Genomic DNA, 23,232 nt, shown 5'->3' with positions numbered 1-23,232 from the left:
TTTTATTTTGTTACACGGATTTTTGATTTCCTTTTTTTGGATTTTGTGTTAGCAAAATCCAATCCGTGCGACACACCTTACGCTATTTTATATAATTCATTTTCCAATTCACGAAGAGCTGTTCTATACTCATCATTTCCACCAAACAAGGCTGCAATCCGAGAAGGTTTCCCAAACTTTGTAAATGGACTTTGCTTGAGAATTTCGGTTGACTCAATGTCGTAAATGCCAAGTTGGGCATATTTATCTAGCAGCGCATTGATCACCTCTTTTGCAGCTTCTCCATATTTACCAAAAAGATCTCGCTTCTTTACTTTTTCTGCACGCTCACGACGAGTCAAGGGCTTTTGGTCAAATGCGATATGGCAGATAAAATCAAAGTCATCCACATCCATCATATTTTGATCTTTTTTAATAAGCTCTAAATCTATACCACGCTCTTTAAGCATATTGCGGATGACTTCTTTTTTCTGCTCTTGATTCCAGGTCTGGATAAAATTTTCAAGGGTTCGATATGTTACAAGAATACTTTCTTTTGTGTAATCTTCGATGCTTTCTTGCTTCAGAAGTTTGCCATCTGTATCGTAGATAGAAACTAGTCTTTGTAGAACTTGTATAGTAACGCTGCCTTTTCCAACAAACTGAATTTCTTTCCTACCATTGGGGCTCTCCTTAACATCACTGCCATTTCCAAAATCACCCTCATATTCGCCTTCTGGCTGTGGATTTGGATTATAATCGTCATCTTGTTCAATCTCTCCATCCCATTCTGGGTCGGCAAACAAACGGCTTACACGGCGAAAATCCATTATTGTAAAATGAGTTTTTCCCTCATCATATCTCAGACGAGTTCCACGGCCAATTATCTGCTTAAACTCTGTCATTGAATTGATTAGCTCATCTAAAACAATGAGTTTTACCATTTTGCAGTCGCTTCCAGTAGAAAGTAGCTTTGATGTAGTTGCAATAACGGGATAGGGCTGCGAAACTGAAATGAAATAATCCAGCTTTTCTTTTCCATATTTATCACTTCCAGTGATACGGACAACATACTGCTCTTTTACATTGCCCTGATTATCTTTCAGAATCATATCAGTATTTAAATTGTTCAGTGCAACTCGCATACGTTCTGCGGCATCTTCTGTGGGACAAAATACAATTGTCTTGGACATACGGTCTGTTTCTTTTAAGAATTTTGTAATTTCCTGGGCAACTTCATCAATTCTATCTTGGATGACAATATTATAGTCATAATCTGAAAGATTATATTCTTGGTCTTTAATTTCAATTCCGTTAATATCCTTTTGACCTAGTTTCGGTCTCCAGCCATCATCAATACTAGTGCGAACATGTATTACCTTGAATGGAGCAAGAAATCCATCTTCAATTCCTTGTTTAAGACTGTAGCTGTAAACAGGTTCTCCAAAATAATCGATGTTAGAAACATATTTTGTTTCTTTTGGTGTAGCCGTCATACCAATCTGTGTAGCACTGCTAAAATAATCAAGAATCTTTCGCCAGCGAGAATCAGCCTTTGCAGACCCACGATGGCACTCATCAACTATAATAAGATCAAAGAAATCTGGTTTAAAGAACTCTTTATATTTGGCAATTTCTGCTTCTATTTCAGCTTCTGTTTCTTCAACTTCCTCTCCTTGGTGCTTTGCGGAATCCAACTGTTGATAAAGGGCAAAATAGACCTGATATGCTGAAATTTTTGATTTATCTTCTTTTTGGAAATTGATTTTGTGGATTACTTTTTCTAAAGGCTTAAAGTCACCGTTAATAGTCTGATCTACGAGATTATTTCTATCAGCAAGATAGAGCACTTTCTTTTTTGCTCCTGACTCAAGGAGTCTCCATACAATCTGAAAAGCCGTATAGGTTTTTCCTGTTCCAGTTGCCATTACAATAAGAATTCGGGTTTGTTCTTGTGAAATTGCCGCAAGGGTTCTATTTACCGCATTTCGCTGATAGTATCTAGGGGGATAACAATTTGAACCAGAATAGAAAGGCGTATTCAAAAGATTTTCTTCAAAACAAAGTGGAACATCATATGCTTTTGATTCTCCATCCATCGCATATCGTTCTCGGTTTTCAACTTCTAGAATTTTTGTTGCATCAACACCTTTCCACCGGGCATAAAGTTCATCTGCAGTGGGAAACTCCGAAAGGGGAAATTCTTTTTCAAGCCCAGTTGTAAAATCGTGTTCAAAAAAGCTATCTCCGTTTGATGTATAGACAAAAGGAACATTCATCATAATTCCATAGGAAATGGCTTGTTGTATACCAAACGATGTTGAATGATTATTATTTTTAGCTTCTACAATCGCAAGTGGAGTCCCTTTATTATACCAAAGAACATAGTCACATCTTTTCCTTTTACCACGACTTGGAACATTTCCTTTAATGAGAACCTTCCCATCCGTGAAATTATTTACAAGATCTGTTTCCATTGTGATGTTTTTATCATCCCATTTTGCCAATAATGCTGGAGTAATAAATTTAAATTTAATATCTTCTTCTGTCATTTCCGATTTTGGTAATATGTGGTGAGTTTCCATACAATTATTCTTTCAATAATAAAAATTATAAAAACATTATAACACATTTATAAGAATTTTACTAACTACGAAAAATCATAATATCTCTGTTTAAGAGTTTAATATTTCATACTTTTAAGTTATTATCGTATTTTTAATTTTATTTGACTTTGTTTAGCTTTACAATAATGAGTTAGGTACAGATATTTAAAATCCACATTTTATCTATTTTAAATTTCAATTATGATAATATAAGGCCATATTTTTATGGAGAATTGATGAAAAATATCTTGATTATTGCTGATGGAATTTTAGCCAAAAATTTCTTAGAGCGATTATTTAATAGCAAAAATAACGCCTTACACAACTACACAGTAATCACCTATAATGAAGAGACAATCCCTAGCTGGGATGTGAATTTTGAGAATTTTATATTTTATAACTTTGACCCAACTAGCCTTGGTAAGCTTAAACTACATTTAAAGAGTGAATTTGAACAAGCTATGGTGATAATGCAAAATGAATTTGATATAAGATGCGTTTGTGAAAATCTGCGTCAAATTTATCCAAATTTAGAGATCGATGTGCTGGATTTATGGGGTATGGGAAGGCATTTTAAGGGCGATAATCTAATATCTATAATTGATGCTAGAAAGATTCTAAGCTCTAGATTTATGGATTTCTTGCCTGATGTGCCAGTAATTGCTGATAATATCGGTCTTGGGCTAGGGGAGATTATGGAAGTTCAAGTCCCACATGGTAGTAGCTACGCATATAGGCATGTAGGAAATATCCGTAAAAAGCGATGGAAAATTGCTATGATATATCGCAATGGAAGTTATACAATAGCTACTTCTAATACACTAATCTTGCCAAATGATACTTTGCTAGTAGTTGGAGAGCCTAGAATTTTAGAAAATGTATTCCGTGCTATCAAAAAAGAGCCAGGTCAATTCCCAAATCCATTTGGCAATAATATCTATTTAGCCTTGGATATGAAGCTAATGAGCAATAACGATATAGAAAGATTACTAAGCGATACATTAGAACTACATAAAAAATTAAATAGCAAAAAGCTATATATAAAGGTAGTAAATCCAACTCTTAGCAAAATTTTTAGCGATATTAAAGAGCTTAGATCAGATAGTATTTTTATCAAAATTGACTACTTTAGCACTACAATATCGATTCAAAAATCTAAAATGAATGAGCTTGATATCGGTCTAGTAGTTACTAATGGTAGAGCATTTAATCTATATAAAAAGGGCTATGAAGCTCTAAAAGTTCCTGTATTAAAAATAGGCACAAGTGGATTAAATAGTGTTAAAAGAGGTGTAATTTTAGGCGATAAAACCGATGCTGAGAGCAACTCTAGCGTAATTATGGATTGCTGTAAGCAGCTTGATTTTAGTATATATTTTTACCATTTTGATAACAAATTTGATGATGATAGCAAAGAGCTAAGGGAGCATTTTGAGAGCTTATCAAAAATCTTTGATAAAAAGGTCAATATCGTAAATGATGGCACAAATCCACTACTAAAGCTTAAAAATAATGAAAATATTTTACAATTTTTAAGCTTTAGTAGCAAGATTATGGATGGTAAATTTGGAGCGATTTTTTCTAAAGATATTAATCGTTTGCACTATATTTTGGGTGATAGCTATCAACTATTTATCCCACAAAATGATAAAATTTAAGGATTAAAGATGAAAAATACAGCTTTTATAACTGGGGCTACATCTGGCTTTGGGGAGGCGATGGCTAGGGCTTTATCTAAAGATGGATATAAATTAATTTTGCTTGGTCGTCGCAAAGATAGATTGGAGAATTTAGCTAATGAACTTTTGAATTCTCACATAATCGCTTGTGATATTAGGGACAAAAATGCTCTATTTAAGGCAGTTGATGAGCTACCAAATGAGTATAGAGATATTGAAATTTTGATTAATAATGCTGGACTGGCTCTTGGGCTTGAGCGTGTAAATGAGGCTAGTTTAGATGATTTTGAAACTATGATAGATACGAATATCAAAGGGCTTTTATACGCTACAAAGGCGGTTTTGCCTATTATGACTAAAAGAAAAAGTGGATATATATTTAATCTTGGTTCTGTGGCTGGTCAGTGGCCATATCCTGGTGGAAATGTATATGGTGCTACTAAGGCCTTTGTAAAGCAGTTTAGCTTTAATCTTAGAAATGACTTAAAAGGCGATAATATACGAGTTACAGAGATAGCTCCTGGCATTGCTAAGACCGAATTTAGCCTAGTAAGATATAAAGGCGATGAGCAAAAGAGCGATGCGGTATATGATGGAACTGAGTATTTAAAGGCAGATGATATCGCTCAAATCGTGCTTGATTGTATAAATTTACCAAAACATGTCAATATAAATAGCCTTGAAGTTATGCCGACAACGCAGAGTTGGGCTGGATTTTTCTTTGAAAAAGAGTAGGGTATAAGCGTGGATTGTAGGTATTTAGGAGATTGTGGAAGTTGTGTTTTGACTCTTAGCTATTGTGATCAAAAGCAGCTTAAAATCGCTAAGATAAAGGAGCTTTTTAGCAAGTTTTGGAGTGGAGAATTTGAGTTTTTTGACTCAGATGAGAGTGGATTTCGCTCTAGAGCTGAATTTGGCATTTGGCATGAAAATAACGATATAAGCTACTGTATGCGTAGTCAGCAAAATACGAAATTACCAATACAAAGCTGCCAGATAGTAGATACTAAGATATCAAATATAATGCCAGAACTTCTAAAAACAATAAAAGAAGATAAGGCTCTAGTAGAGCGATTATTTGGCGTAGAGTTTATTAGCTCAGCCAAAAGTCTTATAGTAACGCTTTTATATCATAAAGATGTAAATAGTATAAAAGATAATCTAGCCAATATACAATCTAAGCTAAGAATAGGTCTAATAGCTAGGAGTAGGGGAGTAAAGCTAGAATTTGGCGATACAAAAATAAATGAGATTTTAAATATAAATGGGCGTGAGTTTAACTATATTATGAGCGATACAGCCTTTATCCAGCCAAATAAAAAGATGAATGAAAAAATGATTTCATGGGCTGTAAATGCAGTAGAAAATGCAGCAGATTTAATAGAGTTATATTGCGGACATGGAAATTTTACTATACCAATTAGTCTTAAATTCCAAAAAGTTTTAGCTACTGAGATATCTAAAAGCTCAATTGATATGGCTTTAAAAAATTGCCAATTAAATAGCGTAAATAATATCAAATTTGCTAGACTAAGTGCTGCTGAGATAATGAGCGCAATGGCTAAGGAGCGAGAGTTTGAGAGATTGCGTGGTGTAGATTTAGATAGTTATATATTTAGCCATATATTAGTCGATCCACCAAGGGCGGGGTGCGAAGATAGCGTTTTAGATTTTATGAACAAGATAGATAATATAATTTATATATCATGCAATCCACTGACATTGCAAAATAACTTAGAGATACTAAGTCAAACACATAAAGTGGTAAAATTTGCAATATTTGACCAATTTGTCCATACTAATCACATTGAATGTGGTGTAGTTTTAAAAAGAATCAAATAAACACTAGCTGCAATAAGTGACAAAATAAATTTATAATTAAGATTAAATTTAGATTATATTAGTAATTTTTATCTTGGAGAATTATATATTTTTAGTTGTCATTTACTGTAGTTATAGGTAAAATATATTGATTTATTTAGCTTTTATATCTTTTTATATTTTAATATAAATTTCAGTTTAATTCAAATTTTGGCTCAGTTTTTGCTTATACTATAGAATATAATTTTGATTTAAGTTGATTTCTTAGTTTATATATTGTAAAATTTTACATAAAATAATACATAAAATTTCAAGAATAATTTTACTTATTATTTTAATGAAAATAATACATATTTTACTATGTATTATTATACATACATCCTATAAATAGTGGTAAAATGGGGATTTTTTAGTATCAAAAAACCCAAAATAGGTGAATTTATTTTAGTTTGAAAATTATAGTTTTCAATACTAAATATATAAAATAGTGCTTTTTATATATATTTTTAATTATTTTATAATAATTATAGCTTTGTTTGTCAGGCGTTTGTTTTCAATCATTTTATGTTTTTATTTAATCTTTACCAATCAACCATTGTAATATATGTAGAGTTATCATCTATGATAATTGTAGTGTAATTAAAAAAAAGGGGGGGGGCTAATGAAGCAATAATACAGATGTAAAACTAAACAATAATAATTGTAGTTGATATATATGCTCTTACTATTTTAAATTTCAATAATTTAAATCTAAGATATAAAATTTACTTACCACCCTACTTTATTATATTTTTATTTAATATGTAAACAAATCACCGACTAAAACTTAGCCCATAAACACCCCAAAAAGCCAATTTAGATCACAACTAGCCTCACCAATTCACCCTTCAAACTCAATCTCAATACTATATCCCCTACTATTTAGCGTATGTCTTACGCTTGTTATGCTAAACTTTTTTAGCTCTATATCGCTGTTTGTATTTTTAAACACTATAGAGCCGCCAGTAATGATATTAGCCCCTGCTAGGCTACACCTACTGCTGATACCGCCTTTTTTAAGCTCGTTTAGCTTTGCATTTGCTTTAGCGTATGCCTCGCCATCGCTTTTAGGCTAGCTTATTCTCATATTATAACTAGGCTCGCCACTACCAGCACGAAGATGGCGCATAGCCCCACTGCTAATATCTTGCCACTGCAAAACAACGCTTTGATATACATTTCTATAAGCTTCATTAATTTCAAGGTTATATAGCTCTTTTGTGTCTATTTCATATTTTGGCGCATTTCTTACTCCAAAATCTATCTTTTTAGCTATAATCAAGGTAGAGTTTTTAACTGCAAATGAAAAACAAAAACTCATAGTTTGATTTTGCTAAAAATATTCCCAAATAACGTTAAAATGAATCACTAATCTATTTTTATATCAATTATATTTATAAATTTAAATTTTTTAGTAAACTAATCAATTTGAATTTTATTAAGCAAATATTGATTTTGGTAATTGTATTATTACATATTTTCAGATTTTAATTTAATAAAATAAGGATTTAAAATTTAATTTGAATTATTTAATATTACAAATTATATGGCTTAATCTCGCTCAATTATCACTGCAGCAATTGCAAATCCACCATCGTGAGTTATACTAAGAGAAGTATTTTTAATATTAAATTTATAAAGTGTTTCTGTATTAAATTTGATCTTTGGCGCACCTTTATTATCTTTATAAATTGTAGCATCACCAAATCCAAATTCAGCTCCGATACCACAACCAAGCGCTTTGCTTATAGCTTCTTTTGCCGCCCAAAATCCAGCTAAAGTTTCATCGCTTTTAGCTAGCTCAATTTCACTAGGATTTAAAAATTTATGTAAAAATAGATCGCCGTGCCTAGCCTTGGCTGCAGCGATCCTTTTAATACTGACAATATCAATACCTATCATTGTACAATAAAATCAGTAAAAAATACATTTTTGATATATCCATCTCTTAGGACTTCATTTATTCTAGTTACCAATTCATCTTTGAGACGCTCTTTGCCTTTAGCTGTGCTTACATCTTCATAAGTTTTAGCCGAAAGAGTTCTAATGATTATATCTCTAATTAGTGCTTGTTTTTTATCTATTTCTGGACTTAAAGTCTGTTCACTTAACTCCAAATTCATAGTAGTTTTTAGATATCTTGTACCACTCTCGCTAAGTAAATTTACTACATACTGATCCATTGGGTACATAGGGCCGATGTTAAAAAAGTCATTTGACCTCTGTTTTGGAGCCATATGTGATGCTGGTGTATCAGCTGCTTGAGACACTTGTTTATCATCTCCTCCGCCCATCAAAAGCATTGCAACAATTATTCCAATGATAAGTAAAAAGACCACTACGCCTATAATCGCTATTAGTACCACTGGACTCTTTTTACCTTCATTTTTTACATCTTCATCTGATGCTGCCATTTTTTCTCCTTTTTTCTGTATTATATTTTAAATTTGCTTAAATATCCCAACTGCTTATTTGCCGACTATGTTTTTTAATACGCCAATCCCTTCGATTTCGCACTCTACAATATCATCTTTTTTGAGATATTTTGGTGGAGTAAAACCCATTCCAACACCACTTGGTGTACCTAAAGAAATTATCGTTCCAGCCTTTAGTGTCATTCCAGCACTTAAATCACTTATTACATATGCTGCATCAAAAATCATATCAGCAGTATTTGCATTTTGACGCAATTCCCCATTAACTCTAGAAGTTATTTTCAAATTTGATATATCTAGATTAGTCTCAATCCATGGCCCCATAAGTGTTGAGCCATCTAGGCTTTTACCATAATACCACTGCTTATATCGATTTTGGATATCTCGTGAGCTGATATCGTTTAAAATTGTATATCCAAAAACATATTCTAGCGCCCTATTTTGCGCTACATTAGTTGCGTCTTTGCCAATTATTAGTGCCAACTCAACCTCATAATCTAAAGTTTGTGTAATATGACTATGACTTGGGAATATTGCCCCATCACCTAAAATATAATTTGCTCGTTTTCCAAAATATACAGGAAATTCTCTTTTGCCATCAAATTCAATCTTTTTAAACCTATAAGACTCCTTAGCGTGTTCCATATAGTTAATTCCAAGACAAATAATATCTTGAAGAGGCGATAATATTGGTGCTAAAATCTCTACACTGTCATATGGTTCACCACCTGTTTTTGTACTAAGGTCTTCTAAAATTTGACGTTCATCTTGACTTAGTGTGATGATTAATTCGTTCATATCCTTTTTATTTATTCCAGCATAACTAATATCAATTATGCGGTTATTTGCACTTAATATACCAAGCTTTATATTTTCATCTTTTTTATAGGTGATTAGCCTCATTTTTTAGCCTTATTTATAGCTAAATTTAGTCTTATAAAGCCCTCTTTCATCTCTTTTTTGCTTAAATTTAGTGGTGGTAAAAATCTTAGCGTTCTATCGCCAGATCTTAAGACCAAAACCCTATTTTCTAAAGCTTTTGATACGATTTGAGATAGTAAATTTGGATCTTTAAGGACTACACCTTGCATCAAGCCAATACCTACTCTTTTAAGAAAAATATCGCTATTTTCTTCTATTAATTTGTCTATTTTATTCTCAAATTTAGCTATTATTTTATCCAATTTTCCACTATTTTTAAGCTCATCCAACTTATCTAAGACATACTCTGATACAGCTGTAACCAAAAATCCACCACCAAAGGTGCTACCATGATCTCCTGGCGAAAATATAGATTTTCTAGTTGCACACGCACTAATTGGCACACCATTACCAAGCCCTTTGGCAAATGTGATGATATCAGGTGTGATATTATATAGCTTAGAGGTAACAAACTCCCCTGTGCGATAGACGCCACACTGGACTTCATCAGTAATTAGTAAGATATCTTTTTGATTTAAAATTTTAGCTAACTTTTGAACTTTATCCTTATCAAGTGGATTTATCCCGCCTTCACCTTGAACTAGCTCTATTATCACAGCTGCGGTATTTTCATTTAAATTTGCGATAATATCATCTATGCTATCATAGAATTTAAATCCATCTGGATAAGCACCAAATTCATCTGGATGAAATTTATCCTGCCCTGTCATCGCTAAAGTAGCGATTGTCCTGCCGTGAAATGAGTTTTTGAGACTGATAATCTCGCTTTTTCTGCCCTTGCTAAAACCAAATTTTCTAGCTAATTTTATCGCACACTCATTTGCTTCAGCACCGCTATTAGCAAAAAATAACTCATATCCACCACCAAGCAAATTTGATATCTTATTAGCAAGTTTGGTTTGTGGGGCGACATTATATAAATTTGAAGTGTGCAAGAGAGTTTTGGCTTGTTTTGCGACCACTTTCGCTACACCTTTATGGCTATGACCTAAAGCACAAACCCCAATCCCACTAGCAAAATCTATATAATCTTTACCACTATCATCCCATAAAATAGCACCATCTCCACGCACAAAGCCCACATCGGCTCTAGAATAGTTATTCATTAGCATAAATTAATCCTTATAGTGAATTTGCGGCAAATTCCAATTTCTATAGTATGCTACAAGCCGCCATGTAACACCAAATGTAAATAACACAAAAATACAATAAATATTAGTTAGTCCTGCTAGATGCATTATATAATAAATCGCTCCAACACCCATACTAATCGTACCATATAATCCAGTTTTTAAAAACCACGGAACCTCATTTAATAGCATATCTCTTATAATTCCGCCACCAACACCATTAAAAAACGCCACCATAATCACACCAAAAATATTAAGCCCAAATTCCAAAGATACAATAGCCCCAACAATAGAAAAGCTTACTACATCTACTGCATCAGTCATAATAAATATAAATTTTTTATCTAGATTATTTCTATCTTTTTGGTGAAATTTAAGTAAAAACGCCAAAATCATAACAGCCAATACAATACAAACAGGAATATAATGTGTAAAAGAATATGCAGGGCGACCCACGATAATATCACGAATTAATCCCCCGCCAAGTGCAGTTAAAAATGCTGCTAAAAATACGCCTAGCCAGTCACAGCCTCTGCGTATTCCAAACAAAAAACCGCTCAAAGATGCTGAGGCTATACCGACATATTCTGCAAATAAAAAAGCTTCCATTGCTAACTTTGAGCTTTATAAGATTTAGAATTCGGATTTAATAGATTCAATCCATTTATCAGCTCTAGTTTGCCAATCTTTGTCATTTTTATAATCAATCGCAAGACCAATAAATTTGCCATTTATAAATGATAGTGAATTTTTAAACGCATATCCATCAATATCAGTAGCACCTACAAGCCTAGCACCACGAATTAATGGTAAAAACTCTACTAAACCATCAAGAAATGTCGTAGGATGTTTAACCTGTCCGCCTACACCTACCAAAGCTAGAGTTTTACCGCCAAAATCAGCTTCATTAATGATATCTAATTTAGCTTTAAAATCTTTTTGTAGCTCTCCATGGCCATGTGTAGAAGCTGCGAAAATCAACTTATCATATTTAGTTAAAAAATCAATCGTAAGATCTTTTGCGTCAATTACTTCACTATCAAAACTCTGACCTATATACTCTGCTACAACCTTAGTATCTCCGGCATTTGAGCCATATACTATACCAACTTTTGCCATTTTATTTCCTTTAAGAGTTGAATTTAAAGGCTAAATTATATCAAAGCAAACTCTAAAATTTGCTTAATTGTATTAACATAAAGAGCAACCAAAGCCAATAATTAGGCTTTGGTTTGTGAAGATTATTGCATACATTTAGCAGCGTATGCAAGTCCTAGATCATAAGCTTTATTGTTTGCTTCTTTTACCTTATCTGGAACTGAGCTTAACATCTTATTTCTTACGATCTCTTCATCCATAACGCCTGTGAATTTAACAGCTACACCAAGAGCGACAACGCTTTGAGTAATCACATTTCCAACTTCATCTTTGGCAATTGAGATGATAGGAATTTCATGGATTTTCCAGCGTTTTTTGTCCTCTTCGCTAGGCTTAACCAAATTTGGCTCTACTACGATTATACCACCCTCTTTGACACCATCTTTAAATGCGTTATAGCTATTTTGAGCAGTTGCTAGCATAAAGCAAATTTCGCCCTCATTAGCATATGGATATTTGATCTCTTCATCGCTTAAAATTATATCAACCTTTGTTGGGCCACCACGAACTTGAGAAGTATATGTTGAGGCCTTGACCCCATATCCGCCAGCTTCAATTTTAGCCGCTGATAAGATCTCTCCAGCCAATATAACACCTTGACCACCAACACCGACAAATCTTAATTCTGTTAAACTCATATTATCTCCTCAAAATTCACTTTTGTCTTATTTTGAGCCGCTTCTTTAACCTTAGCATATGCTTTACAATACTCTATGCGATTTTCATCTTTAAATAGCACACCAGTAGGGAATTTGCCTTTTTTCTCTTCATCGCTTAATGCTTCAAATTTAGCCTTAGGTAAAGTCCTCTCATCTATCCATTTAACCATCTGAGTAGCTTCGCCCATTTTGTTTTTTCTACCTAAATTTATATGGCAGTTAGAGAATATATCAAAAAAGCTATAACCCTCGTGTTTAAACCCTTCAATTAACATTTTTTCTATTCTAGTTGGGTTAATTACAGTCTCACGACCGACAAATGTCGCACCGGCTGCTGTTGCTAATTTAGCAGCGTCAAAATTTGGATCTATATTTCCCCATTGAGCTGTAACAGTCCAAAAGCCTTGTGGAGTTGTAGGGCTTGTTTGTGAGTTTGTAAGGCCGTAAATAAAGTTATTAATTAAAATGTGATTAATATCTATATTTCTGCGACATCCATGGATTGTATGATTACCACCGATTGCTAAGCCATCGCCATCACCAGTTATTACTATTACATGCTTATCTGGATTTGCTAGTTTGATACCTGTAGCATATGCGATCGCACGGCCGTGAGTTGTATGGACTGTGTTACAATTAACATAGCTTGAAAAGCGTCCGCTACATCCGATACCACTTACCACGCAAACATCATCCATATTCCATCCCATCGCATCTATAGCACGGATAACACTTTTTAAAATTACACCATCACCACAACCCCAGCACCAAAGTGTTGGCATTTTGCTTGTTCTTAAATAATTATCATAATTAAAAGCCATAATTAAAACTCCTTGACTTTGCTAATAATTTCACTCGGGCTAATCGGTCTGCCGTTTGCTTTTAATAGTGTTTTAAAATCATCTCTTAAAGCACATCTTTGTATCTCGCCTAGATATTGTCCCATATTTAGCTCAGTTACTAAAATATTTTTAAATTTAGAGCATATCTCTTTGATTTTAGCTTCTGGGCTTGGCCATATAGTAATAGGTCTAAATATACCTACTTTTATACCTTCATCTCGAAGTTTATCTACCGCTTCTTTAGCTGCTAAGCTCACACTTCCGTAACAAATGATACAAATATCAGCATCTTCTAGCTTATACTCTTCAAATTTTATCACTTCATCTAGGTGGGCGTGAATTTTATTAAATAATCTTTTGATATTATAATCAACTATTTTGCCATCTTCTGTAGGGAATCCTGTAGGGCCGTGATGTAGGCCTGTGATGTGATAGCGATAACCTTTGAAAAATGGATTTAGCGTAGCTGGCTCATCCTCTTTGGCTTCATATGGATTATACTCTGCTGGATCGCCTTTGAATTCTCGTCTAGGCTCGATTACTAAATCTTTAACATCTGGTATAGTAGCCTTGCCTTGCATATGACCTATAGTCTCATCAAGTAGTAAAAATACAGGGGTGCTAAATCTATTTGCTAGATTAAATGCTCTTACTGTTTCAGTGTAAATTTCATCTAAATTTCCTGGCGCTACTGCAATAGAGCAAAAATCCCCATGGCTTGGGCTTTTAGCTTGTAAAATATCACCTTGTGCCACACGAGTTGGAAGACCAGTTGATGGGCCACCACGCATTACATTTGCGATTACCAAAGGAATTTCAGCGATAAATCCAAGGCCGATTTGTTCAGCTTTGAGCGAAATACCAGGGCCTGAGCTTGCTGTCATAGCCTTCGCTCCAGTCATACTAGCACCAAGTGCTACTGATATACCACCGATCTCATCTTCCATTTGGATAAAATTACCACCGCTTTTTGGTAGTGCTACGCTTAATTCATGTGCGATTTCGCTTGATGGGGTAATAGGATAACCACCAAAAAAATTACAGCCACACTCGATAGCTGCCTTTGCTGCTAAAGCATTTCCTGTTGTTATTAACTCTCTCATTTTATATCCTTAATTAACTTTCCTAAAATGATTTGCCTTGATTGCGGCTGCTCTCTCCTTAGCTTCAGGGCTAAGTTTTGCGAATTTAAATCCCTTTTCAGCCACATAAATAGCAAAATCAGGGCAGTGAAGCTCACAATCCCTACAGCCGATACATGACTCTGGATGGCTAACTTCTATCATCATTCCTTGAATAGCGTGGATATCTTCTTTCATATTTAAAACACCAGCAGGACAATAGCTTACACAAATATCGCAAGCTTTACACCTACTCTCATCGACCCAAACAGCTGTATTAAGCGGTTGTTCTATCATTACTATCTCCTAATTAAATTTAAGTCTAACTTAAATCAAATTTCAAGCTACAATTGTAGCGACTTAATTGCTTGAAAAATCAAGCATCCAAATACCTAAATTTTGCCAAACGCAAAACTAAATTTAAAAACTTTTTACGAAACTTTATCTGAAAAAAGTTAATAAAATAGATAAATAAAAAAACTAAAATTTTATCTTTAGCTAAAGTTAATATTAGCACCATTTATATTAATATTTTTAATATAAATTATAAATTCTTCTATGCTTTTATCTAAAATTTCTCTATCTTTTGGCTTTAAATTCAGCTCTAAAATCTCTTTTACGCCATCTTTTGAAATTTTAACCAAACGACTAAAAGCTATCAAATTATCATCCAAAACCGAGCAACTAAGCACCTTGGAGTCCTCATTTATTAAGGCTTGACAGATATTTATAACCCCAGCTGCTGGCGCATAAAATGCAGATGTATTCATCAATTTAACTATTTTAGCTCCGCCATTTATGGTTTGAGATCTGATATTTTCATATTCATCTATACTTAAATTTTCATCAACCAAGCATATCATATTATCATTATGCATACCTATTACACAAGATTTTGAGTCAGTTACACTCTTTTGTAGATGATTTTTTAAAGCAAATTTAAGTCTAGCACTATCAAGCTCTCCGGCCATTCCAATAATCTTTTTTCTATTAAATCCACTAGCTTTAAATGCTACATATACCATTATATCAAGTGGATTTGTAACGACAATTATAGTGGAATTGGGGGCAAATTTGGCGATTTGACTAGATGCTTGAGCTACTATATTAGCATTAATTTTAGCAAGTTCAGCCCTACTTTGGCCATCTTTTCTAGCTACTCCAGCTGTGATGATAACAATATCAAAATCACTTAAAAGCTTATAATCATTACCACCAATTACCATAATATCTAAACCCAAAGCAATCGACATTTGTGATAGATCAATTGCTTTGGCATTAGCTAAATTTTGATTGATATCAATGAGTGCTATCTCATCACACATCTGCTTAGAAATGAGAAGACTAGCTATGCTAGCTCCTACATTTCCGGCACCTATTATTGCTATTTTCACAACTTATTTCTTTAAAGATTCGTTATATATACTACTTGGTCTCATCACTGCTGAAACCTTCGCATCATCAAAGATATAGTATCCACCGACATCTACCTTGTTTCCTTGAGAGCCGTTTAACTCATCTGTAATTTTAGCTTTATTCTCATTTAAAGCAGCTGCTATACCAGCAAATTTAGGCGCTAGATCGCTTTTTGCTAGTTCATTAGCCCAGTATAGCGCTAAATAGAAGTGGCTACCGCGGTTATCATTTTCACCTACATTTTTGCGTGGTGAGTTGTCATTTTTAAGGTAGCTTACAATTGCTTTATCTAAAGTATCAGCTAGTATTGTGGCCTCTTTTTTACCGCTTACGCTAGCTAAATGTTCCAAACTCGCACCAAGAGCTAAAAATTCACCCAAGCTATCCCAGCGAAGGTGATTTTCTTCTATTAGTTGTTGAGCGATTTTAGGGGCACTTCCACCAGCACCAGTTTCAAATAAACCACCTCCATTTAAAAGCGGGACTATTGAGAGCATTTTCGCACTCGTTCCAAGCTCTAAAATTGGGAATAAATCTGTCAAATAATCCCTTAATACATTACCTGTAACGCTAATAGCGTCTTTGCCGGTTCGTATTATAGAGATTGATTTTTTGATCGCTTCAGTTGGGGCTGCGATACTAATATCTAGGCCATTTAGATCATAATTTTTAAGCTCTGAATTTACTATTTGGATCATACTAGCATCGTGTGCTCTAGCACTATCTAGCCAGAATATCGCGGTTGAGTGTGTGGCTTTGGCTCTATTGATCGCTAGTTTAATCCAATCTTTAATCGCTTCGCTTTTTGCTTGCATAGCTCTAAATATATCGCCACTCTCAACTTCAAATTCCATTTTATCGCCATTTGTGCTACTCACTATAAATTTGCCATCTTCGCTAGCTATAAATGTCTTATCATGGCTACCATACTCTTCTGCTTTTTTCGCCATCAAACCTACATTTGATACGCTACCGATAGTTGCTGGATTTAGCGCTCCATTGGCTTTTAAATCATCAATTGTCGCTTCATAAATTGTCGCATATGTGCGATCTGGGATTACTGCTAAAGTGTCGGCTGTTTTGCCATTTTTATCCCACATTTTACCGCTATTTCTTATCATTGCTGGCATTGAAGCGTCTATTATCACATCGCTTGGGACATGTAAATTTGTAATTCCTTTATCGCTATCTACCATTGCTAAATCTGGGTTTTTGTCTAAAATTTCATTGTATTTTGCTATGATTTTGTCTTTTATAGGCAAGTTTTCTATTTTAGCAAATAGATCTTTTAAGCCGTTATTTGGCACCACGCCAACTGAATTTAACTCACTTCCAAACTCATCAAATATTTCAGCGAAAAATACTTTCACAAAGTGACCAAACATAACCGGATCGCTTACTTTCATCATTGTGGCTTTTAGATGGACTGAATAGAGTAAAGACTCTTTTTTGGCTTCTTCTATGGTTTTAGCGATAAATTTATCTAGTTTAGCAACACTCATAAATGTAGCACTAATCACATCGCCAGCGGCTGCTTTTATACCATCTTTTAATAGTTTTGTGTTGCCATTTTTGTCTGTAAATTCGATTTTAAATTCGGTTGGTTCTTTGACTATTACAGATTTTTCATTGCCGTAAAAATCCCCACTATCCATATATGCTACTCTTGTTTTAATAGTGCTATCCCAAGCACCATTTTTATGTGGGAATTCTTTGGCATAAGCTTTGACGGCACTAGCGCATCTTCTATCTGAGTTACCCTCTCTTAAAACTGGATTTACCGCACTTCCTAAAACTTTAGCGTATCTTGCTTTAATATCAATCTCTTTTTCATTGGATGGATTTTCAGGATAGTTTGGTACATTAAATCCTTTTGATTGAAGCTCCGCAATAGCCGCATTGAGCTGCGGAAGTGATGCTGAAATATTAGGAAGTTTGATGATATTTGCTGTTTTTTCTTTGGTCATTTCGCCTAGGATTTCTAGATAATTTGGCACCTTTTGATTATCTTTTAAATTTTCAGGGAAATTAGCCAAAATTCTACCAGCTAATGAAATATCCATAGTATCTATACTGATACCACCACGACTTAAAAACTCCTTAATAACAGGAAAAAGTGAAAAAGTAGCCAATGCTGGCGCCTCATCTGTGTAAGTGTAGATTATATCTGCCATTTATGTCCTTTATTTAAAATTTTTCTTATTTTATCAATTTTTAACTAAATTAAACCATTAAACTATAAATAATTTTTATAATTAATCTAAATTTAAGCTTATTCAATCTTTTTTGGGTAGTCAAAGAGCAAAACTCGCCCAATTTTAGCCCTTATATCTTTAAACTCATCCACATCAAACTCAATACCAAAAACTCCACCCGTAGGGATATCGCCGATATGGCTGTCGCTTAAAATCTCGCAAATTTGAGTTAGAGTATCGTTGTGACCTACGATGAATACGATATTTAAAGAACTATCAATATGATTTATGATATTTAGATAATCTTGCGTTGTGGCCTCGTAAAGTGAGTTTTCAAACTGAATTTTACCACTAAAATTTATATTTTTAGCGACGATTTTAGCCGTTTTGGCCGTTCTCTTAGCTGGTGAAGAGATAATAAGCTCTGGTAAGATATTTTTGTTTTTTAGCCTAGCGGCCATCACTTTTGCAGCCTCTTTGCCTTTAGAGCTTAACGCCCTATCAAAGTCAGTAGCGGCAACTTTTTTAGCCTTTGCGTGGCGAATAAAATATATAGTTTTCATGCTCTCTCCTGAAATTTTTGAATTCTATCAAGTTCAGCTTTGCTAAAGCCTGCTAATAATCTATGCTCTATATCTAGTGCTCTTTTTGCTTCAAATGCCTTTGGATAGCATTTTCGTACTATTTCAATCCATGAATTTGGATCTACATTTGCTATTTTACAAGCGAATTTAAACCACCTATCACCCTTTTTGACATGTTCTATCTCCTCTTTATGGATTACTTTTAATATCTCTAAAATACCATCTCTATCGCCATTTAAAGCTAATTTTTCCATCATAAAAAGATTAGCATCAAGGCCATTGGCCTCCATATATCTAGGTAGAATCGCCATACGATTTATGAGTGAATTTTGGGTTTTGATTAGAGCGATAAATAATCCATCATGGACGATATAATCACCATATCTTACCCCTAAAGACTCCATCTTATCAGATATCATCCTAAAGTGTCTAATCTCATCACTAGCTACTTCTAACCAATCAAGATAATACTCCATCGGTAAATTTCTAAATCTATAGCAAGCATCCAAAGCAATATCAATCGCACTATACTCAATGTGAGCAATTGAGTGTAAAAAAGCCTCATTAGTGTGCTTTTGCTTTATCTCTTTCATAGATTTTATAGAGCAAATCTTAGAATAACTAGGCGCACTAAGCTTAAAAATATCGCTATTAAAGTTCATATCACAACTATGAAAATTGCTATAAATTTGGCTAAATTTAAAAAATTTTTGCTCCAAATCACAAGAGTTCAAGCACTCCCAAATCTCGTCAAAAAATCTCATCTAAATACCTTTAAAAATCCAGCCAAATATCCCACGCCAAATCCTATCAAATGAGCATACCACGCTACACTAACCCCCATCAAAAGCGGCGCAAAACTAACTAATAATATAACTATTATAAGCCCTTTACGATTAAATTTATCAATACAAGCTAAAAATCCAAGCAATACCGATATAGCCCCACTCGCACCGACTAAATTCACACTCTCAAAAGCTAGATATCCAAGGCTTAAAAATCCAGTTATAATCCCACCAAAGATATATAAAATACCAAATTTAATCCACCCTAAATATCTCTCTAATATCATCCCAAATTGATAAAGCACTATCATATTCATCAAAATATGCATAAATGAGCCGTGGATAAACATAGATGTAAGAATCTGCCAATACGCCCCAGCAAAAAATAGCTCATTAAGACCAAAAAATATACTAAATTCATAAGGATTATAGACAAAATATTCTAAAAAATATATCGCACAATTTAACGCTATTACCGCTGCTGTAATTCCTAAATTTCTCATATCAACCAACTATTTCACCGCTATATCTTGGCTGATTTTACCAAAGCCAGAAAATCTATTTGATACTAAGCAATTTATATTTTTACAATTAGCTATTATATATGCATTTACTTTTTTACCATCAATTTGATGTGAATTTTTGTGGTTTAAGTTCATCACGCTTAATATGTTTTTACCCTTAAGATTGTGTAAAAAAACGATTGTTCCATCATCTTTTATCTTTTTTACAACTCCTATGTGAGTAATATTGTGGCTAGTTTTGTTTTTTGTGGATTTGGTTGTGTTGTTAAAAAATATTAGATCTCCAGGCGATGCGTTTTGGTAATTTATCTGATTTTTACTCTTATAAAGATTATAGATAGCTTGAGAGCGACGACCATCCTTGCTATAATGTAAGCTTAGATCTCTTAGAGAGTAGATATTATTATTTTTTCTATTTATGGTTGTAACTAATGATGAGCAATCGGCTGATTTTTTGCCTACATATTTGCTTAAATTTAGAGTATATTCACTATTTTTAATACTATTTTCTATCTTAATATGAGTGCTATTTTGAGTATTTTTTTCTAAAATTTTAGAGCTACATCCACTAAAAATCATAGCAAAAACAAATAAAATAGCAACTCTCATATCAACCTCTTAAATCTGTTTTAGGTGGACTTATCTGTTCTATTATATTTGGAGTTTTTAGCGTCTTTGCTGTTTTGCTAAATAGTATGAGATCTTCTACGCTTTGGACATGCCACGGCACCCTTTTGATACACTCTTTGAAAATCTCACACGCTGCGATTGCGTCATTTAAGGCTCTGTGATGAGCATTATCAATACCTAAAATTTGTTTAAGTGTATCTAGGCCATATCTATTTGACTCTATCGTTCTTCTAGCTAGATCAATGGTGCAAATCTTGCGATTTAAGAGCATTCCAAACCCAAGCTTTGCTAAGCTAATACTGATAAAATCATAATCAAATTTAACATTATGCGCTACAAATACAGAATCAGCCAAAAATAGCCTAAAGCTCTCAAGAGCATTTGCCAAATGCGGAGCATCTACTAAATCAAGCTGATAAATTCCAGTTAATTCACTGATATTTTGCGGAATTTCACTAGCCCAAACTAGCGTCTCAAACCTATCAATCTCCTTGCCACCTTGGATTTTAACCGCACCTATTTCGATGATTTGACCGCTTTTTATCCCACCATTTGTCTCAATATCAACGATACAAAACACCTGTTCATTAAAATCTCTAAATCTAGTTGGCATAACGATTTTACCATTATCCAAACGCTCTAGCTCAAGACCCAAAAGCCGCCAATCGGCTAAATTTTTAGGCTCTATAATATCAGCTAATTCATCTATATCATTTGCTTTTTGTATAAAATCGTGATAATTAAGATTAGTTTTGGCTAATAAATCTATAAAATTATCTAATTTGTTTTTCAAATTTGCTCTTTATTATTAAATTTTTAACGCTCTTATCGCCCCAGCATAATCATTGCTACCAAAGACAAAGCTTCCAGCCACGACAATATCCACACCAGCAGCATCTAGATCAGCTACATTTAGACCATTTACTCCGCCATCTACTTCTATCATACATTTAGCATTTCGTGAGTCTATTAACTCTCTTAATTCCATAGCCTTTGGTAAGACTGAAGGGATGAATTTTTGTCCGCCAAAACCGGGATTAACACTCATTAAAAGCACCATATCAACTTCATCTATGATATGTTTTAAAGAGCTAACAGGTGTGTGGGGATTGAGCACTATAGCGGGATTTACTCCATTTTTACGGATATGATCAATAAGCCTTAATGGATGCTTCTCTTCTTCTATATGAAAGCTTATAAATTTAGGTTTTAAAGGCAAAAATAGATCTACAAAAAATGGGACATTTTCTACCATTAAATGAATATCAAGTGGCTTTGTAGATACCTTATCTACTGCCTCTACTACAAGTGGGCCGATTGTAAGATTAGGCACGAAGTGGCCATCCATAACATCTATGTGTATCAAGTCAGCCCCAGCCTCACAAACAGCCTTAATCTCTTTAGCTAACTCTCCAAAATTCGCTGATAAAATACTTGGAGCTACATACATTTTCTACCTTTTTTATTTAAGTGGGGTATTTTACTCAAATTTTAATAAAATTACCTTTATAATTGTATATTATTGTAGATTTTTTGTTATACTTACGCAATTTTAACATAATTTTTTATAAAGGTAGAATTTGAGAAGTTTAATCTTTGTTTTAATACTTTTAATAGCTAGTTTTTGGTATTGGGGAGTACATTTTGGTATCACCATATTGTCGCTATCATTTTTAATATTTTTTCATGAGCTTGGGCATTTTTTGGCTGCTAAATACTTTGGTGTCTTTGTAAAGACTTTTAGCATCGGTTTTGGAGAGAAAATTTATAGCAAAAAATTGGGCAATACTATCTATTGTATAAGCGCTATACCACTTGGTGGATATGTTCAGCTAAAAGGTCAAGATGATACAAATCCAAAAGAGAAAAATTATGATAGCGATAGTTATAACACACTAAGCCCATTAAAAAGAATTATAATCTTATTTGCTGGGCCGTTTTTTAATATCTTATTAGCTTTTATACTATATATAATGCTTGGATTTATCGGTGTTGAGAGATTATCACCTATTATTGGTAGCACATTGGCAAATTCAGCCGCACAAAGTGCTAATATAGAAAAAAATGATAAAATCCTAGCTATAAATGGGGTTAAAATTAAGGAGTGGGATGAGATAAAAAAGCATATCACAACTAATCCTACAGATATACTTATTAAGCGTGGTGAAAATGAGCTTCATATAACACTAACCCCGCAACTCTCTCAAACCAAAAATATATTTGGCGAGAATATAACCACTCCATTAATTGGCATAACACCAAGTGGCGAGAAAACAACCATATATAATAGAGGCTTTGATAGCATTAAATTTGCCTATGATGAGACGATTAATGCCTCAACTCTAATCTATCAAGGATTAGAAAAGCTCATCACAGGCGTAGTCCCTATAGACCAAATGGGCGGTATAGTCGCAATGGCTGATATCACTACAAAAGCTAGTCAAATCAGCATATCTGTGCTTTTAATAATAGTAGCTTTGATATCTGTGAATTTAGGTATATTAAATTTGCTTCCGCTTCCAGTTTTAGATGGCGGGCATATAGTTTTTAATCTATATGAGATGATATTTAAAAGAGCGGTAAATGAGCGTGTTTTTGTAGGGCTTAGCTACGCTTCTATGGCGTTGTTATTTGCTTTGATGATATTTACTATTATCAATGATATAGTTAGATTAGCAGGAGAGTAA

Annotated in this window: 24 protein-coding genes; 4 read left to right on the top strand and 20 right to left on the bottom strand. The window is 33.8% G+C overall.

Going from position 1 to position 23,232, the window contains the following annotated elements; translation table 11 throughout:
• Positions 1-77 precede the first annotated feature (77 nt).
• Positions 78-2,564 (bottom strand): EcoAI/FtnUII family type I restriction enzme subunit R, encoded by a 2,487-nt coding sequence (gene hsdR / locus CIGNP109_RS01945; RefSeq protein WP_086227993.1) that lies wholly within the window; start codon positions 2,562-2,564, stop codon positions 78-80.
• A 257-nt stretch (positions 2,565-2,821) separates the two neighbouring features.
• Between hsdR and CIGNP109_RS01940 the strand changes: the two genes are divergently transcribed.
• From CIGNP109_RS01940 to trmA, 3 genes are read left to right on the top strand one after another with little or no spacing between them, the layout of a single operon-like run.
• Positions 2,822-4,243 carry a COG3400 family protein gene (locus tag CIGNP109_RS01940; protein ID WP_086227992.1) on the top strand — a complete coding sequence of 474 codons (1,422 nt, stop codon included), beginning with the start codon at positions 2,822-2,824 and terminating at the stop codon, positions 4,241-4,243.
• Between the two features lie 9 nt (positions 4,244-4,252).
• The gene (locus tag CIGNP109_RS01935) at positions 4,253-4,999 is read left to right on the top strand and encodes an SDR family NAD(P)-dependent oxidoreductase (RefSeq protein ID WP_086227991.1); all 747 of its coding nucleotides are present in this window, start codon (positions 4,253-4,255) and stop codon (positions 4,997-4,999) included.
• Positions 5,000-5,008: 9 nt separating this feature from the next.
• The gene (trmA, locus tag CIGNP109_RS01930; protein WP_086227990.1) at positions 5,009-6,106 is read left to right on the top strand and encodes a tRNA (uridine(54)-C5)-methyltransferase TrmA; all 1,098 of its coding nucleotides are present in this window, start codon (positions 5,009-5,011) and stop codon (positions 6,104-6,106) included.
• Positions 6,107-7,196: 1,090 nt separating this feature from the next.
• On the opposite strand, the gene CIGNP109_RS01925 is transcribed toward trmA, so the two are convergent.
• From CIGNP109_RS01925 to rpe, 19 genes are all read right to left on the bottom strand, one after another.
• Entirely contained in the window at positions 7,197-7,445 is a 249-nt protein-coding gene (locus CIGNP109_RS01925) for a hypothetical protein (protein WP_086227989.1), read from the bottom strand.
• A 230-nt stretch (positions 7,446-7,675) separates the two neighbouring features.
• Positions 7,676-8,026, bottom strand: a complete 351-nt coding sequence (acpS, locus tag CIGNP109_RS01920; RefSeq protein WP_086227988.1) for a holo-ACP synthase — start codon at positions 8,024-8,026, stop codon at positions 7,676-7,678.
• Positions 8,023-8,538 (bottom strand): flagellar basal body-associated protein FliL, encoded by a 516-nt coding sequence (fliL, locus tag CIGNP109_RS01915; protein ID WP_086224503.1) that lies wholly within the window; start codon positions 8,536-8,538, stop codon positions 8,023-8,025. Before fliL ends, acpS begins: the two co-directional genes overlap by 4 nt.
• A 54-nt stretch (positions 8,539-8,592) precedes the next feature.
• Positions 8,593-9,462 carry a fumarylacetoacetate hydrolase family protein gene (locus tag CIGNP109_RS01910; RefSeq protein ID WP_086224502.1) on the bottom strand — a complete coding sequence of 290 codons (870 nt, stop codon included), beginning with the start codon at positions 9,460-9,462 and terminating at the stop codon, positions 8,593-8,595.
• Positions 9,459-10,613 carry an aminotransferase class III-fold pyridoxal phosphate-dependent enzyme gene (locus tag CIGNP109_RS01905; protein WP_086227987.1) on the bottom strand — a complete coding sequence of 385 codons (1,155 nt, stop codon included), beginning with the start codon at positions 10,611-10,613 and terminating at the stop codon, positions 9,459-9,461. The genes CIGNP109_RS01910 and CIGNP109_RS01905 overlap by 4 nt, the downstream gene beginning before the upstream one ends.
• Positions 10,614-10,616: 3 nt before the next feature.
• The gene (locus CIGNP109_RS01900) at positions 10,617-11,240 is read right to left on the bottom strand and encodes a trimeric intracellular cation channel family protein (RefSeq protein ID WP_086227986.1); all 624 of its coding nucleotides are present in this window, start codon (positions 11,238-11,240) and stop codon (positions 10,617-10,619) included.
• A gap of 24 nt (positions 11,241-11,264) precedes the next feature.
• Positions 11,265-11,750: a flavodoxin domain-containing protein gene (locus CIGNP109_RS01895; RefSeq protein ID WP_086227985.1), complete on the bottom strand. Its 486-nt coding sequence runs from the start codon at positions 11,748-11,750 to the stop codon at positions 11,265-11,267.
• A gap of 122 nt (positions 11,751-11,872) precedes the next feature.
• Positions 11,873-12,427 (bottom strand): 2-oxoacid:acceptor oxidoreductase family protein, encoded by a 555-nt coding sequence (locus CIGNP109_RS01890; protein ID WP_086227984.1) that lies wholly within the window; start codon positions 12,425-12,427, stop codon positions 11,873-11,875.
• Entirely contained in the window at positions 12,424-13,269 is an 846-nt protein-coding gene (locus CIGNP109_RS01885) for a 2-oxoglutarate ferredoxin oxidoreductase subunit beta (protein ID WP_086227983.1), read from the bottom strand. The genes CIGNP109_RS01890 and CIGNP109_RS01885 overlap by 4 nt, the downstream gene beginning before the upstream one ends.
• A 2-nt stretch (positions 13,270-13,271) precedes the next feature.
• Complete coding sequence (locus CIGNP109_RS01880) at positions 13,272-14,393, bottom strand: 2-oxoglutarate synthase subunit alpha (protein WP_086224496.1); 1,122 nt, start codon at positions 14,391-14,393, stop codon at positions 13,272-13,274.
• 9 nt (positions 14,394-14,402) lie between these two features.
• Complete coding sequence (locus tag CIGNP109_RS01875; protein ID WP_086224495.1) at positions 14,403-14,708, bottom strand: 4Fe-4S dicluster domain-containing protein; 306 nt, start codon at positions 14,706-14,708, stop codon at positions 14,403-14,405.
• Positions 14,709-14,905: 197 nt separating this feature from the next.
• Complete coding sequence (locus CIGNP109_RS01870; protein WP_086227982.1) at positions 14,906-15,805, bottom strand: lactate/malate family dehydrogenase; 900 nt, start codon at positions 15,803-15,805, stop codon at positions 14,906-14,908.
• Positions 15,806-15,808: 3 nt separating this feature from the next.
• Positions 15,809-18,001 carry an NADP-dependent isocitrate dehydrogenase gene (locus CIGNP109_RS01865; RefSeq protein WP_086227981.1) on the bottom strand — a complete coding sequence of 731 codons (2,193 nt, stop codon included), beginning with the start codon at positions 17,999-18,001 and terminating at the stop codon, positions 15,809-15,811.
• Between the two features lie 98 nt (positions 18,002-18,099).
• Positions 18,100-18,585, bottom strand: a complete 486-nt coding sequence (locus tag CIGNP109_RS01860; RefSeq protein ID WP_086227980.1) for a SixA phosphatase family protein — start codon at positions 18,583-18,585, stop codon at positions 18,100-18,102.
• Positions 18,582-19,370, bottom strand: coding sequence for a ferritin-like domain-containing protein (locus CIGNP109_RS01855; RefSeq protein ID WP_086227979.1), 789 nt, complete (start codon positions 19,368-19,370; stop codon positions 18,582-18,584). Before CIGNP109_RS01855 ends, CIGNP109_RS01860 begins: the two co-directional genes overlap by 4 nt.
• Positions 19,367-19,894, bottom strand: coding sequence for a rhomboid family intramembrane serine protease (locus tag CIGNP109_RS01850; protein WP_086228111.1), 528 nt, complete (start codon positions 19,892-19,894; stop codon positions 19,367-19,369). The genes CIGNP109_RS01855 and CIGNP109_RS01850 overlap by 4 nt, the downstream gene beginning before the upstream one ends.
• Before the next feature lie 9 nt (positions 19,895-19,903).
• Positions 19,904-20,524 carry an NlpC/P60 family protein gene (locus CIGNP109_RS01845; protein ID WP_086227978.1) on the bottom strand — a complete coding sequence of 207 codons (621 nt, stop codon included), beginning with the start codon at positions 20,522-20,524 and terminating at the stop codon, positions 19,904-19,906.
• A 1-nt stretch (position 20,525) separates the two neighbouring features.
• Positions 20,526-21,338 (bottom strand): 3'-5' exonuclease, encoded by an 813-nt coding sequence (locus tag CIGNP109_RS01840; RefSeq protein ID WP_086227977.1) that lies wholly within the window; start codon positions 21,336-21,338, stop codon positions 20,526-20,528.
• Positions 21,339-21,353: 15 nt separating this feature from the next.
• Positions 21,354-21,995: a ribulose-phosphate 3-epimerase gene (gene rpe, locus CIGNP109_RS01835; RefSeq protein ID WP_086227976.1), complete on the bottom strand. Its 642-nt coding sequence runs from the start codon at positions 21,993-21,995 to the stop codon at positions 21,354-21,356.
• 130 nt (positions 21,996-22,125) lie between these two features.
• On the opposite strand from rpe, the gene rseP reads away from it, so the two are divergent.
• On the top strand, positions 22,126-23,232 hold the full coding sequence (rseP, locus tag CIGNP109_RS01830) for an RIP metalloprotease RseP (protein WP_086227975.1): 1,107 nt from the start codon (positions 22,126-22,128) through the stop codon (positions 23,230-23,232).

This window comes from Campylobacter sp. P0109 (assembly GCF_002138755.1).
In the GTDB taxonomy this organism is placed as follows: Bacteria; Campylobacterota; Campylobacteria; order Campylobacterales; family Campylobacteraceae; genus Campylobacter; species Campylobacter devanensis.
The sequence above is the reverse complement of the archived record's forward strand: the minus strand, read 5'-3'. Positions and strand labels throughout refer to the sequence as shown.

Coding starts and splice junctions, on each gene's coding strand:
- hsdR (WP_086227993.1), bottom strand. CDS start 2,564: ATGGAAACTCACCACATATTACCAAAATCGGAAATGACAGAAGAAGAT.
- CIGNP109_RS01940 (WP_086227992.1), top strand. CDS start 2,822: ATGAAAAATATCTTGATTATTGCTGATGGAATTTTAGCCAAAAATTTC.
- CIGNP109_RS01935 (WP_086227991.1), top strand. CDS start 4,253: ATGAAAAATACAGCTTTTATAACTGGGGCTACATCTGGCTTTGGGGAG.
- CIGNP109_RS01925 (WP_086227989.1), bottom strand. CDS start 7,445: ATGAGTTTTTGTTTTTCATTTGCAGTTAAAAACTCTACCTTGATTATA.
- acpS (WP_086227988.1), bottom strand. CDS start 8,026: ATGATAGGTATTGATATTGTCAGTATTAAAAGGATCGCTGCAGCCAAG.
- fliL (WP_086224503.1), bottom strand. CDS start 8,538: ATGGCAGCATCAGATGAAGATGTAAAAAATGAAGGTAAAAAGAGTCCA.
- CIGNP109_RS01910 (WP_086224502.1), bottom strand. CDS start 9,462: ATGAGGCTAATCACCTATAAAAAAGATGAAAATATAAAGCTTGGTATA.
- CIGNP109_RS01905 (WP_086227987.1), bottom strand. CDS start 10,613: ATGCTAATGAATAACTATTCTAGAGCCGATGTGGGCTTTGTGCGTGGA.
- CIGNP109_RS01900 (WP_086227986.1), bottom strand. CDS start 11,240: ATGGAAGCTTTTTTATTTGCAGAATATGTCGGTATAGCCTCAGCATCT.
- CIGNP109_RS01895 (WP_086227985.1), bottom strand. CDS start 11,750: ATGGCAAAAGTTGGTATAGTATATGGCTCAAATGCCGGAGATACTAAG.
- CIGNP109_RS01890 (WP_086227984.1), bottom strand. CDS start 12,427: ATGAGTTTAACAGAATTAAGATTTGTCGGTGTTGGTGGTCAAGGTGTT.
- CIGNP109_RS01885 (WP_086227983.1), bottom strand. CDS start 13,269: ATGGCTTTTAATTATGATAATTATTTAAGAACAAGCAAAATGCCAACA.
- CIGNP109_RS01880 (WP_086224496.1), bottom strand. CDS start 14,393: ATGAGAGAGTTAATAACAACAGGAAATGCTTTAGCAGCAAAGGCAGCT.
- CIGNP109_RS01875 (WP_086224495.1), bottom strand. CDS start 14,708: ATGATAGAACAACCGCTTAATACAGCTGTTTGGGTCGATGAGAGTAGG.
- CIGNP109_RS01865 (WP_086227981.1), bottom strand. CDS start 18,001: ATGGCAGATATAATCTACACTTACACAGATGAGGCGCCAGCATTGGCT.
- CIGNP109_RS01860 (WP_086227980.1), bottom strand. CDS start 18,585: ATGAAAACTATATATTTTATTCGCCACGCAAAGGCTAAAAAAGTTGCC.
- CIGNP109_RS01855 (WP_086227979.1), bottom strand. CDS start 19,370: ATGAGATTTTTTGACGAGATTTGGGAGTGCTTGAACTCTTGTGATTTG.
- CIGNP109_RS01850 (WP_086228111.1), bottom strand. CDS start 19,894: ATGAGAAATTTAGGAATTACAGCAGCGGTAATAGCGTTAAATTGTGCG.
- CIGNP109_RS01845 (WP_086227978.1), bottom strand. CDS start 20,524: ATGAGAGTTGCTATTTTATTTGTTTTTGCTATGATTTTTAGTGGATGT.
- rpe (WP_086227976.1), bottom strand. CDS start 21,995: ATGTATGTAGCTCCAAGTATTTTATCAGCGAATTTTGGAGAGTTAGCT.